10 protein-coding genes are annotated in these 12,626 nt (G+C 59.2%); 2 read left to right on the forward strand and 8 right to left on the reverse strand.

Translation table 11 applies throughout. The annotated features are described in order from the left end of the window. Window positions 1–64: 64 nt before the first annotated feature. From QMK58_RS00295 to QMK58_RS00330, 8 genes are all read right to left on the reverse strand, one after another. Complete coding sequence (locus tag QMK58_RS00295; protein WP_320395739.1) at window positions 65–985, reverse strand: peptidoglycan DD-metalloendopeptidase family protein; 921 nt, start codon at window positions 983–985, stop codon at window positions 65–67. A 176-nt stretch (window positions 986–1,161) separates the two neighbouring features. Next, complete coding sequence (locus QMK58_RS00300; protein ID WP_320395740.1) at window positions 1,162–2,064, reverse strand: response regulator; 903 nt, start codon at window positions 2,062–2,064, stop codon at window positions 1,162–1,164. 168 nt (window positions 2,065–2,232) lie between these two features. Then, window positions 2,233–2,994: a phosphate signaling complex protein PhoU gene (gene phoU / locus QMK58_RS00305; protein ID WP_053163921.1), complete on the reverse strand. Its 762-nt coding sequence runs from the start codon at window positions 2,992–2,994 to the stop codon at window positions 2,233–2,235. A 110-nt stretch (window positions 2,995–3,104) separates the two neighbouring features. Next, window positions 3,105–3,938: a phosphate ABC transporter ATP-binding protein PstB gene (gene pstB / locus QMK58_RS00310; RefSeq protein ID WP_053163923.1), complete on the reverse strand. Its 834-nt coding sequence runs from the start codon at window positions 3,936–3,938 to the stop codon at window positions 3,105–3,107. Window positions 3,939–4,102: 164 nt separating this feature from the next. Beyond that, the gene (gene pstA, locus QMK58_RS00315) at window positions 4,103–5,773 is read right to left on the reverse strand and encodes a phosphate ABC transporter permease PstA (RefSeq protein ID WP_053163925.1); all 1,671 of its coding nucleotides are present in this window, start codon (window positions 5,771–5,773) and stop codon (window positions 4,103–4,105) included. 16 nt (window positions 5,774–5,789) lie between these two features. Further along, window positions 5,790–7,823 (reverse strand): ABC transporter permease subunit, encoded by a 2,034-nt coding sequence (locus QMK58_RS00320; protein WP_172681869.1) that lies wholly within the window; start codon window positions 7,821–7,823, stop codon window positions 5,790–5,792. A 466-nt stretch (window positions 7,824–8,289) separates the two neighbouring features. Continuing rightward, window positions 8,290–9,291: a phosphate ABC transporter substrate-binding protein PstS family protein gene (locus QMK58_RS00325; protein WP_053163929.1), complete on the reverse strand. Its 1,002-nt coding sequence runs from the start codon at window positions 9,289–9,291 to the stop codon at window positions 8,290–8,292. Between the two features lie 236 nt (window positions 9,292–9,527). Beyond that, window positions 9,528–10,826, reverse strand: a complete 1,299-nt coding sequence (locus QMK58_RS00330; protein ID WP_053163931.1) for an MFS transporter — start codon at window positions 10,824–10,826, stop codon at window positions 9,528–9,530. Window positions 10,827–11,199: 373 nt separating this feature from the next. On the opposite strand from QMK58_RS00330, the gene QMK58_RS00335 reads away from it, so the two are divergent. Next, window positions 11,200–11,604, forward strand: coding sequence for an acyl-CoA thioesterase (locus QMK58_RS00335; protein WP_053164119.1), 405 nt, complete (start codon window positions 11,200–11,202; stop codon window positions 11,602–11,604). A 70-nt stretch (window positions 11,605–11,674) separates the two neighbouring features. Then, on the forward strand, window positions 11,675–12,574 hold the full coding sequence (locus tag QMK58_RS00340) for a D-hexose-6-phosphate mutarotase (protein WP_053163933.1): 900 nt from the start codon (window positions 11,675–11,677) through the stop codon (window positions 12,572–12,574). Window positions 12,575–12,626: the final 52 nt, after the last annotated feature.

A 12,626-nucleotide genomic window follows, 5' to 3' on the forward strand; every position in this document is an offset into this window, starting at 1 on the left:
ATCGCGAACCTGTAGGAGCCGGCTTGCTGGCGATGGGTGCGCCGCGGTGTCATGTGATACCGCGTTATCGTTCATCGCCAGCAAGCCGGCTCCTACTGCCCAACGCAAAGTTGGGCAGTGCGCTCACCGGCTGGTTGAACTGGTACGGAATCGATACCAGCCCCAGCCCGGTATTGCGCTGCACCACGAAGTGCAAATGCGGCCCGGTGCTGTTGCCGGTGTTTCCCGACAGCGCCAAGGCACTGCCCACCGCCACCTGTTGCCCTTCTCGAACCTTTACCGAGCCTTTCTTCAAGTGCAGGTAAACCCCCATGGTCCCGTCTTCGTGCAACACCCGCACGAAATTGCCGGATGCATCGCTGCCGCGCGCGCGCTGTCTGTTCTCGGTTTTCACCACCACCCCGCCTCGGGCGGCAATGATCGGCGTGCCCTCAGGCATCGCAATGTCTATCGCATAACGGCTCTTGGGGCCGAAGTGGCTGTAGGGGCCATTGGCGCCCTGGCTTATCCGGAACGGCCCGCCACGCCAGGGCAATGGATACCGATAGCCCACCATGGAACCTGAGGGGTCGCCCAGGGAGTATTTGAACGTCGGGACATACGCGAGGGGCTTTCCAGCATTGGTCGCCGTGAGCTGCGCCAGACGAACGCTGGAACGTTGCGGTATCACCCGCCGAATTGTCCGCTTCGGCACCCCGCTGGCGTTCTTCACCCCGGCGAAACTCAATTCAACCTCTACCGGCGCATACAGGTCATTGCGCACGTACACACTGTGCACGCCGTTTTTCTTCATGACGATCAGGCGTACCTGGCGCTCAAGGTGCTCCTCCATGCGATCGCGAAAAACGAACACGTGGGCGCCTTTGCTGGGGCGGTCACTGTAGGTGACCACGCCATAGACGTCTTTGGATTTGTAGATGGTCATCGCCACGGCCGAGGTGGCGACCATGAATAGGCCACATAAAAACAGCAGGCGCGTGAACATGGGCAAAGGCTCTGTCGAGTTAGGCCTGGAACTCAGCCTAGCAGCTGCAATGGACCCGGCTAGTCGGCAGATGTTTCAGAACGCGTGTTCAGCAGATGTGCGGTAGCCGTGATGGCCCCGTCGCGAGCTCGCTCCACGCGGCGATCCGACAATGGCGGCCTATCAGGCGACACACCTCAAGCGCCTGGAATGAAGTGCTTCTGCGCCGTGCCTCGGGCAATTAGGCGGGAGATGTAGTCGAGTTTCTGCGCATCCTGATCGACAAAGCGGAAGGTCAGTTGCAACCAGTCGCTGTCAGGCTTTGGCTCATGGGCTGCGACAGCATGCAGGTAGCCGTTCAGGCGAGCGATTTCAGCACTCTCGCCCTGCTCCAGATCCAGTACGGCGCTGTCGAGAACCTGCGGCAGGGACTCGGTGCGTTTGACCACCAACAGCGCTTCCTTGAGGCTCAAGGCCTTGATCACGCATTGGGTGATGCCACTGGGCAAGCGCAGTTGACCCTGGCCACGCCCTCCGCCGGCGCCTGCGACCACTGTCGCCTTGACCGGCTGGCTGTTGAGCAGGCCACGGGCAGGCGCGGCGGCAGGTGCCGTGGGTGCAACCCCGGCAGGCTTGCCGCCAGTCAAAGCGCTCAGGGAATCGTTGGCGAAGGCGGGGCTCGTCTTGGTGGCAGCGATATTGATCAAAGCATCGAGTTTGCCAACCTTGTGCAGCGCCTGTTTGACCTTGGTCAGCAGCTGCTCGTTAGTGAATGGCTTACTGACATAACCGGATACCCCGGCCTGAATCGCCTGGACGACGTTATCTTTGTCGCCACGGCTGGTCACCATCACAAAGGGCATGGTTTTCAGGTTGTCTTGCTCGCGGCACCAGGTCAGCAGCTCCAGGCCGGACATTTCCGGCATCTCCCAATCGCACAGGACCAGGTCGAACGCTTCCTTGGCCAGCATGGCTTGCGCCTTTCTGCCGTTGACTGCGTCTTCGATTCGCATGCCGGGGAAGTAGTTGCGCAGACACTTCTTCACCAGGTCACGAATGAACGACGCATCGTCCACGACCAACACACTGACCTTACTCATCCAAAAACCCCTTTAAAAAATCCCGGCCAGCACAACGCTTTGCTAATGGCACTTTGCCAAAACCCTCAGTCACGCCGGACGTTTCGTTCGCGGGGTGCTGCTTTTCGGATTCGTGAGCCGCAAACAAAAACGCCCAGCCAAAAGGCTGGGCGCTTTACTTGGGCAACCTTACTTATCGTCAGATTTGCCCGGAACATTAGCGGTTTCGCCGCTGGTCCCTTCAACTTCTTCCTTCATGCGCTTGAGGCCCAGGTGTCGCACGTCGGTACCGCGCACCAGGTAAATCACCAGCTCCGAAATGTTGCGCGCGTGGTCGCCGATGCGTTCCAGTGAGCGCAGAACCCAGATAATGCTCAAGACCCGCGAAATAGAACGCGGGTCTTCCATCATGTAGGTTGCCAACTCGCGCAGGGCGGTCTTGTATTCGCGGTCGATGATCTTGTCGTACTGCGCCACCGACAAAGCCAGGTCGGCATCGAAACGGGCAAAAGCGTCCAGTGCATCACGGACCATGTTTCGCACTTGGTCGCCAATGTGGCGAACCTCGACGTAACCGCGTGGTGCTTCGCCTTCTTCGCACAACTGAATGGCGCGACGGGCAATCTTGGTCGCTTCGTCACCGATGCGCTCCAGGTCGATCACCGACTTGGAGATGCTGATGATCAGACGCAAGTCGGACGCGGCCGGCTGACGACGGGCCAGAATGCGCAGGCATTCTTCGTCGATGTTGCGTTCCATCTGGTTGATCTGGTCGTCGATCTCGCGCACCTGCTGGGCCAGACCGGAATCGGCCTCGATCAGCGCGGTCACCGCGTCGTTGACCTGCTTCTCGACCAGCCCGCCCATTGCCAGGAGATGGCTGCGCACCTCCTCAAGCTCGGCGTTGAACTGCTGGGAGATGTGGTGTGTCAGGCCTTCCTTAGAAATCATGTTGTTTGCTCCGCAAAAGCTGTGAGCTGCAAGCTACTAGCTGCAAGCTGCTGTGTGTCGTACCCGAACCGCTCTACTTGCCGCTTGAAGCGTGCGGCTTGAAGCTGCTGCTAGCCATAGCGACCGGTGATGTAGTCTTCGGTCTGCTTTTTCGCCGGATTGGTGAACAGGGTGTCGGTGTCACCGAACTCCACCAGCTTGCCCATGTACATGAACGCCGTGTAGTCGGAAACCCGCGCGGCCTGTTGCATGTTGTGGGTCACGATGACGATGGTGAACTTCGATTTCAGTTCGTAGATCAACTCTTCGACTTTCAGCGTGGAGATCGGGTCGAGTGCCGAGCACGGTTCGTCGAGCAGCAGCACTTCCGGCTCTACGGCGATGGTGCGGGCAATGACCAGACGTTGCTGTTGACCACCGGACAGGCCGAGTGCCGATTCATGCAGGCGGTCTTTGACTTCATCCCACAGTGCCGCGCCTTTCAATGCCCACTCGACAGCTTCGTCGAGCACGCGCTTCTTGTTGATGCCTTGAATACGCAGGCCGTAGACCACGTTTTCGTAAATGGTTTTCGGGAACGGGTTCGGCTTCTGGAACACCATCCCGACGCGGCGACGCAACTCGGCCACGTCTTCGCCCTTGCGATAGATGTTGTTGCCGTACAGGTTGATGGCGCCTTCTACGCGGCAACCATCGACCAGGTCGTTCATGCGGTTGAAGGTCCGCAGCAGCGTGGACTTGCCGCAGCCGGACGGGCCGATGAAGGCGGTCACGCGCTGTTTCGGGATGTTCATGCTGACGTCATACAGCGCTTGTTTGTCGCCGTAGAACAGGCTCAGGCCCGGCACTTCGATGGCTACGGTTTCCTGATCGAGATTCAGGCTCTGCTTGTCGCGACCCAGGGCCGACATGTTGATGCCGTGGGTATGTGTTTCGTGCTGCATGGGAGGCTCCCTGTGCTAACAAATTCGGTTCAGTAGACCGCGGGCCGTGCCCGCGGGTTACACAATTCTTTGTAGGAGCCGGCTTGCTGGCGATGCTGGCAACTCGGTGCAGCAGGCTCACCATGGTGATGCCTTCGCCAGCAAGCCGGCTCCTACAGGGTTGATCAGCTATCCAGCGCTTTGTATTTCTCGCGCAGGTGGTTCCGGATGTAGACCGCCGACAGGTTCAACGTGGCGATCACCAGCACCAACAGCAGCGCCGTGGCATACACCAGCGGTCTGGCTGCTTCAACGTTCGGGCTCTGGAAGCCGACGTCATAAATGTGGAAGCCCAGATGCATGATCTTCTGGTCCAGGTGCAGGTACGGGTAGTTACCGTCCACCGGCAGCGACGGCGCCAATTTCACCACGCCAACCAGCATCAGCGGTGCCACCTCACCGGCGGCACGGGCCACCGCGAGGATCATGCCGGTCATCATCGCCGGGCTGGCCATCGGCAACACGATCTTCCACAAGGTTTCAGCCTTGGTCGCACCGAGGGCCAACGAGCCTTCACGCACGGTGCGAGGAATCCGCGCCAGACCTTCTTCAGTAGCCACGATCACCACCGGCACCGCCAGCAGCGCCAGGGTCAACGAAGCCCACATCAAACCCGGTGTACCGAAGGTCGGTGCCGGCAAGGCTTCGGGGAAGAACAGACGGTCCAGCGATCCACCCAGCACATAGACGAAAAAGCCCAGGCCGAACACGCCGTACACGATGGCCGGAACACCCGCCAGGTTGTTCACTGCGATGCGGATCACCCGGGTCAACGCGTTCTGCTTGGCGTATTCACGCAAGTACACCGCTGCCAGCACTCCAAACGGAGTCACGATCATCGCCATGATCAAGGTCATCATCACGGTGCCGAAGATCGCCGGGAAAATCCCGCCTTCGGTGTTTGCTTCACGCGGGTCGTCGCTCAGGAACTCCCAGACCTTGCTGAAGTAGAAACCGATCTTGGTAAAGGTCCCCATGGCGTTCGGCTGATAGGCGTGAACCACTTTGCCGATGTCGATAACGATTTCCTTACCGTTCGCGTCGCGAGCGGTAAGGCTGTCGCGGTTGAACTGCGCATGCAGGTCAGCCAGACGTGCTTCGATATCCTGATAGCGAGCATTGAGTTCGGCACGCTCCGATTCCATGTCCGCTTGTGCGGTGGCATCGAGCTTGCCTTCCAGCTCCAGCTTGCGGCCGTGCAAACGGATGCGTTCAAGACCGGCGTTGATCGCGCCGATATCGGTTTTTTCCAGGCTCTTGAGCTGGGCGGCCAGCTTGTTCACGCGCTCGACACGGGCCTGCAACTCCGGCCATGCGGCTTCGCCTTCAGCAATGACCTTGCCGTCCTGCTTGACGTTGACCAGGTAGCCGTAGAAGTTGCCCCACTCGCGACGCTCGATGGCCATCAGCTCAGGTGGCGTCTGCTGATTGGTCAGCCACTCGCCGACGATCCAGGTGAAATCGCTGCCGTTCAGGTCTCGGTTACCGACCTTGATCAGCTCACGAGTCATGAACTCAGGGCCTTGATCCGGCACCGGAAGACCCGCGCTCTTGAGTCGTGCACGTGGCACTTCTTCTTTCTGGACCACTTCACCGATGACCAGATGATTAGCCTGGCCCGGTACGTCATAGCTGGCGTGGATCAGGTCCGCCGGCCAGAAGTGGCCCAGACCGCGCACGGCAATCACTGCCAGCAGGCCAATGGTCATGATGACCGCAATGGACACCGCCCCACCGCTGATCCAGACGCCAGGGGCGCCGCTCTTGAACCATCCTTTCAGGGAGTTCTGTTTCACAGACTTCTACCTTTGCTTAAAGCGACGAGTATTTCTTGCGCAGACGCTGACGAATCAGTTCTGCGAGGGTGTTCATGACGAAGGTGAACAACAGCAGCACCAGCGCCGAGAGGAACAGCACGCGGTAGTGGCTGCCGCCGACTTCCGATTCGGGCATTTCCACCGCAACGTTGGCAGCCAGAGTGCGCAGGCCTTCGAACAGGTTCATTTCCATGACCGGTGTGTTGCCGGTGGCCATCAACACGATCATGGTTTCACCGACCGCACGACCCATGCCGATCATCAGCGCCGAGAAGATGCCCGGGCTGGCGGTGAGGATCACCACGCGCGTCATGGTCTGCCATGGCGTCGCACCGAGGGCCAGAGAGCCCAGGGTCAAGCCACGCGGCACGCTGAACACGGCGTCTTCGGCAATGGAATAGATGTTCGGGATCACCGCGAAGCCCATGGCCAGACCCACCACCAGTGCGTTGCGCTGGTCGTAGGTGATGCCCAGGTCGTGAGAGATCCACATGCGCATGTCACCGCCGAAGAACCAGTTCTCCATGAACGGGCTCATGTACAGCGAGAGCCAGCCCACGAACAGGATCACTGGAATCAGCAAGGCGCTTTCCCAGCCGTCAGGGACTTTCAGGCGAATCGACTCAGGCAGGCGACTGAAGGTGAAACCGGCGACCAGGATGCCGATCGGCAGCAACATCAGCAGACTGAAGATGCCTGGCAAATGTCCTTCCACATAAGGTGCGAGGAACAGACCAGCGAAGAAACCGAGGATCACCGTCGGCATCGCTTCCATCAGCTCGATCACCGGCTTGACCTTGCGGCGCATGCCCGGCGCCATGAAGTACGCAGTGTAGATCGCCGCGGCAACGGCCAGCGGAGCAGCCAGAAGCATGGCGTAGAACGCAGCTTTCAGGGTGCCGAAGGTCAGGGGCGACAGGCTCAGCTTGGGTTCGAAGTCGGTGTTGGCGGCGGTCGATTGCCAGACGTATTTAGGCTCGTCGTAGTTCTCGTACCAGACCTTGCTCCACAACGCGCTCCACGACACTTCCGGGTGCGGGTTGTCGAGCAGCAGCGGTTGCAACTTGCCGCCAGCTTCCACGATCACGCGGTTGGCCCGTGGCGACAGACCGAAAACACCCTCGCCTTCAACAACCGGTTCCACCAGCAAAGTGCGGTGGGCGGTGCTGTGGAACACGCCGAGCTTGCCGGAGGCGTCGAGTGCAATGAAGCCCTTGCGGCGCTCTTCGGCGGTAATTTCAACGATAGGCGTGGTGCCCATCTGGAAGGTACGGATCTGCTTCAGGCGCTGTTCGCCATCCGGGTCGCGGGCCATGAACCACTGGGCCAGGCCACCTTTGGAGTCACCCAGGATCAGCGAGATACCGCCCACCAGTTGAGTACTGGCAGTGATTTCAGCGTCGCCGTTTTCCAGCAGTTTGTAGCGACCGTTGAGGCTCTTGTCGCGCAGACTGAATACGTCGGCCTGGGCGCGCCCGTTAATCACATACAGCCACTGCTGACGCGGGTCGACGAAGATGTTCTTCACCGGCTCGGTCATTTGCGGCAGGTCGATGCGCTTCTGTTCGTTGGTGATTTCGCCGGTCATCATGTTTTCTTCGCTGGTCAGCGACAGAACATTGAGTTGCGAACCGGTGGAGCCGACCAGCATCAGGGTCGAATCGTTGGCGTTGAGGCTGACGTGCTCAAGGGCACCGCCGGCTTCGTTCAGCGCGATTGGCGCTTCGCCATACGGATACTCGATGGCCGGCGAGATGGTTTTCTTGCCGTCCGGGTAGCTGACTTTGTAAGTGTGGCGGAACACCAGTGCCTGACCGTTGGACAGGCCCACGGCCACCAGCGGTTGACCTGGCTGGTCTTCACCGATGGAGGTCACGGTGGTACCGGCTGGAACAGGCAGATCGACGCGCTTGAGTTCGGCGCCACTGTCGATATCGAAGAACAATGCCTGGCCTTTGTCGGATACCCGCATGGCCACCTGGTTCTGCTCTTCAAGGGAGATCATCAGCGGCTTGCCGGCGTCTTGCATCCAGGCTGGCGTGATGGCGTCCCTGGACGTCAGGCTGGCACCCTGGAACAGGGGCGCAACGACGTAGGCAAGGAAGAAGAAAATCAGGGTGATCGCGCCGAGAACAGCGAGGCCGCCCACGAGGACGTACCAGCGAGTCAGGCGATCTTTGAGCGCGCGAATGCGGCGCTTGCGTTGCAGCTCAGGCGTATTGAAATCAATTCGCTTGGGGGGATTAGTAGTCATGTTGGAATTGGCCAGATCATTCATTCGCACACCCTAGCGATCCTGTATGACAGAAAGATGACAGTGCAGTGACGCAGCAAATCCGCCGTTGGGGTTAACCAGCAGCGGATCGGGAAATTTGGGCGGTGTAGGAGCCGGCTTGCTGGCGAAAATGGTACATCCGATACATTTTCTGCGGATGGATGACCATCGCCAGCAAGCCGGCTCCTACAGAGTCCGAGGTAAACCCGGACTCAGGGTTTTACTTTTTTGCGACTTCAGCGCCGCCTTCCTTCAAACCCAGGTCAGCCAGCGCTTTGGCAGCAACCTTGGCTGGCAGTGGGATGTACCCGTCTTTCACGACAACTTCCTGACCCTGTTTGGACAGGATCAGTTTCACGAATTCGGCTTCCAGCGGGGCCAGAGGCTTGTTCGGAGCTTTGTTGACGTACACGTACAGGAAGCGCGACAGCGGGTACTTGCCGTTCAGGGCGTTTTCTTCGGTGTCTTCGACGAAGTCCTGGCTGCCTTTCTTGGCCAGTGCCACGGTCTTCACGCTAGCGGTCTTGTAGCCGATGCCCGAGTAACCGATGCCGTTCAGCGAGGAGCTGATCGACTGCACGACCGAAGCCGAGCCTGGTTGCTCGTTGACGTTTGGCTTGTAGTCGCCTTTGCACAGGGCTTCTTCTTTGAAGTAGCCGTAAGTGCCGGATACCGAATTACGACCGAACAGTTGCACCGGCTTGTTGGCCAGGTCGCCGGTCACACCCAGGTCACCCCAGGTTTTCACGTCGGTTTTAGCGCCGCACAGACGAGTGGACGAGAAGACCGCGTCGACCTGTTCCATGGTCAGGTGCTGGATCGGGTTGTCCTTGTGTACGAATACCGCCAGGGCATCCACGGCAACCGGGATAGCGGTTGGCTTGTAGCCGTACTTCTGCTCGAAGGCAGCCAGTTCGGTGTCCTTCATTTTGCGGCTCATCGGGCCCAGGTTGGAGGTGCCTTCAGTCAACGCAGGAGGTGCAGTGGCGGAGCCAGCGGCCTGAATCTGAATGTTTACGTTCGGGTATTCTTTTTTGTAGTTCTCAGCCCAGAGAGTCATGAGGTTGGCCAGGGTGTCGGAACCAACGCTGGACAGGTTGCCCGACACACCAGTGGTCTTGGTGTAGCTCGGGATAGCAGGGTCAACAGCGGCAACCGCGTTGGCAGTCGCAACGCCAGCAGCGACAAAAGTCATTGCCGCCATCAAACGCTTCAGTTTCATGCCTTACTCCTAGCAGATAGGGTGTGTTAAGTCGGGGCCAAGTATCAGCAGGCCGTGTGAACACTCTATGGCTGAAATATGACAATTGGATGAAAGGCCAGCATTCCGTTCTTTTCAGGGTGATTCGCGCCGCCCTCAATCGCCAGCAGGCTGGCCCCCACAGTTGAAATGCATTCCAAATGTGGGAGCCAGCCTGCTGGCGATTGGGCTAGTACAGAGGATGAAAAAAGTCGAGATCAGCGTCCCTTCTTCCAGAGATACGCACCCACCACAATCCCGACCCCGCACAGCACCGCCACATAATAAGCGGGCCCCATCGCACTCTCCTTGAGCAGCAGACTGACAACCATCGGCGTCAGGCCACCGAAAATCGCGTAGGCGACGTTGTACGAAAACGACAGACCGCTGAAGCGCACCACCGGAGGGAACGCCTTGACCATCACGTACGGCACCGCACCAATCGTGCCGACCAGCAAACCGGTCAGGGCGTACATCGGGAACAGCCAGTCGGGATGGTCGGCCAGGCTGTGATAGAAGGTCCACGAACTGGCCAGCAACGCCGCACAGCCAAACACCAAGACGCGTCCCGCACCGAAGCGATCGGCCAGCGCGCCGGCAATGACGCAACCAAAACTCAGGAACACGATCGCCAGGCTGTTCGCTTGCAGGGACGTGGTCGGCGAGAAGTGATAGACCGTTTGCAGAACAGTCGGAGTCATCAAAATCAATACAACGATCCCGGCAGAGAGCAGCCAGGTCAGCAGCATCGAAATGGCAATGGCACCACGATGATCACGCAGCACCGCGCGCAGCGGAACCTCTTCGGCCAGCGCCTTGCGCAGTTGCAGCTCGGCAAACACTGGCGTTTCGTGCAACCAGCGACGCAGATACACCGAGAACAGGCCGAACACGCCGCCCAGCAAGAACGGAATCCGCCAGGCGTAATCCGCCACTTCCACCGGGGTATAAATGCTATTGATCGCAGTGGCGACCAGAGAACCCAGCAAGATGCCCGCCGTCAGGCCGCTGGTCAGGGTGCCGCAGGCGTAGCCAATGTGACGCTGCGGGACGTGTTCGGAAACAAAGACCCACGCTCCCGGCACTTCACCGCCAATGGCCGCGCCCTGAATCACCCGCATCAACAGCAACAGGATGGGTGCCCACAGGCCAATCTGCGCATAAGTCGGCAACAGACCCATGATCAGGGTCGGCACGGCCATCATGAAAATGCTCAAGGTGAACATTTTCTTGCGGCCCAGCAGGTCGCCAAAATGCGCCATCACAATGCCGCCCAACGGCCGTGCCAGGTAGCCGGCGGCGAAGATGCCGAAGGTCTGCATCAGCCGCAGCCATTCAGGCATGTCCGGCGGGAAGAACAGCTTGCCCACCACCGTTGCGAAAAATACGAAAATGATGAAGTCGTAGAACTCGAGCGCACCGCCCAGGGCGGACAACGACAGCGTCTTGTAGTCATTACCGGTCAATGGACGTGCGGGTTGCTCGGGTTGCGCGATGCTCGAGGGCGCTGGGGTCATGGCAAGGGCTTCTCTTATAGTCGGATCTGCAACCTCAACAACGCTGGTGGAGGCTTGGGCAGGACCGGCACGATAGCAAATTGTTCGAAAAAGCACATAGAGGTGCGTTTTTGACGGTCAAAATGAGAACCCGACGGTCGTCTCGGAGTCTACCGACCGATATACTTACACCATTGCTCCGGTTTTTGAGGGGTTGCTGTGCGAAGACGTCGTTGGCCCTACTCAACGGTACCAGCCGATTTCGCAGAGTTTCCCTTTAGGCGCCTTAGGAAAACGTGACGAACGTAGTATGTTCGGTGCTGAATCGTTTTTCCCGAAGACGGCTACCACCAGCAGTACCAACGAAGAGTCACGGGTCAGAGGCACCCCCGGCATGATAGAGCTCGAACAAGAAGATCCAATCCCGCAAGGCGATCTGGCCCTGCAAATCACCGCGCTTCCTCGCGAAACCAACGGCTTCGGCGATATTTTCGGCGGTTGGCTGGTGGCGCAAATGGATTTGGCGGGCACCGCGATGGCCAGCAAGGTTGCTGGCGGGCGCGTCGCCACCGTGGCGATTGACCGCATGGCGTTCCTGGTACCGGTAGCGGTGGGTGCTCAGCTCTCCTTTTATACCCAGGCGCTGGAAATCGGTCGCAGCTCGATCAAGATGATGGTTGAAGTCTGGAGCGACGATCCGTTGTCCAGCGAGTGGCGTAAAGTAACCGAAGCGGTGTTTGTGTTCGTCGCCATCGATGGCAGCGGCCGCACTCGCTCGGTTCCAGCAAGGGCTCGCTGAAGGCGGTTCTAAACCTGGCGTTTGTTTTGCGGTCTGTAGTCGTCATTGTTCCTGATCGAGAGCTGTCCCCATGAGCACGCCCGACGTTGAAGCGGTAAAACTGGATGAACTGAACTGCTGGCGCATCCGCCACGGTCAGGCCGAATTACTGGTGGCCCAGCAAGGCGCGCACATCCTCAGTTATCAACTGGCGGGCGAGCCGCCGCTGATCTGGCTTAATGATGAGGCCGTATTCAAGACCGGCAAGAGCATCCGTGCCGGCGTGCCGGTTTGCTGGCCGTGGTTTGGCAATCTGGCGCGCAATCCGCAAAGCGTCCAGGCGATGCGCGTCAGCGATGAAGCGCCGACGGCTCACGGTTTGGTGCGAGCGATGGACTGGGAGCTGGGCGGCATCGAAGCCGATGGCGAAAGCCTGAAGATCGAATTCCTCCTGCCCTACCCCGAAGGCGGCTTGCCGGGCTGGCCGCATCAGGTGGATTTGAAGCTGAGCATTCGTCTGGATGAGCAACTGCACATCAGCCTGACCAGCCTCAACCAGGGCAACGAGACCGTGAGCATCAGCCAGGCGCTGCACAGTTACTTCGCCGTCAGCGATGTGCGCCAGGTGCATGTCGAAGGCCTCGATGGCTTGAACTACATCGAGACACTGGACGACTGGAAAACCGTCACTCAAAACGGTGATCTGCATTTTACCGGCGAGACCGACCGCATCTACCTCGACACACCAGCGCAATTGAACATCGTTGATCCGCATTGGGAGCGTCGCATCGAACTCACCAGCAGCGGTTCGCGATCGGCAGTGATCTGGAATCCATGGATCGACCGCGCCGCCGCGTTCAGCGACATGGCTGACGATGGCTGGCAACGCATGCTGTGCATCGAAACGGCGAATGTGATGGGTGATGTGGTGAACCTGGCGCCGGGTTCCAGTCATACCCTTGGCGTGAGTATCGGCAGCAAACCACTGTAAACCTGTAGGAGCCGGCTTGCCGGCGATGGCGCCCTCAAGATCGCTATCGCCA

This window comes from Pseudomonas sp. P8_241, from assembly GCF_034008315.1.
GTDB lineage: Bacteria > Pseudomonadota > Gammaproteobacteria > Pseudomonadales > Pseudomonadaceae > Aquipseudomonas.

Coding starts and splice junctions, on each gene's coding strand:
- QMK58_RS00320 (WP_172681869.1), bottom strand. CDS start 7,823: ATGCAAGACGCCGGCAAGCCGCTGATGATCTCCCTTGAAGAGCAGAAC.
- QMK58_RS00330 (WP_053163931.1), bottom strand. CDS start 10,826: ATGACCCCAGCGCCCTCGAGCATCGCGCAACCCGAGCAACCCGCACGT.
- QMK58_RS00300 (WP_320395740.1), bottom strand. CDS start 2,064: ATGAGTAAGGTCAGTGTGTTGGTCGTGGACGATGCGTCGTTCATTCGT.
- QMK58_RS00335 (WP_053164119.1), top strand. CDS start 11,200: ATGATAGAGCTCGAACAAGAAGATCCAATCCCGCAAGGCGATCTGGCC.
- QMK58_RS00325 (WP_053163929.1), bottom strand. CDS start 9,291: ATGAAACTGAAGCGTTTGATGGCGGCAATGACTTTTGTCGCTGCTGGC.
- phoU (WP_053163921.1), bottom strand. CDS start 2,994: ATGATTTCTAAGGAAGGCCTGACACACCACATCTCCCAGCAGTTCAAC.
- QMK58_RS00340 (WP_053163933.1), top strand. CDS start 11,675: ATGAGCACGCCCGACGTTGAAGCGGTAAAACTGGATGAACTGAACTGC.
- QMK58_RS00295 (WP_320395739.1), bottom strand. CDS start 985: ATGTTCACGCGCCTGCTGTTTTTATGTGGCCTATTCATGGTCGCCACC.
- pstB (WP_053163923.1), bottom strand. CDS start 3,938: ATGCAGCACGAAACACATACCCACGGCATCAACATGTCGGCCCTGGGT.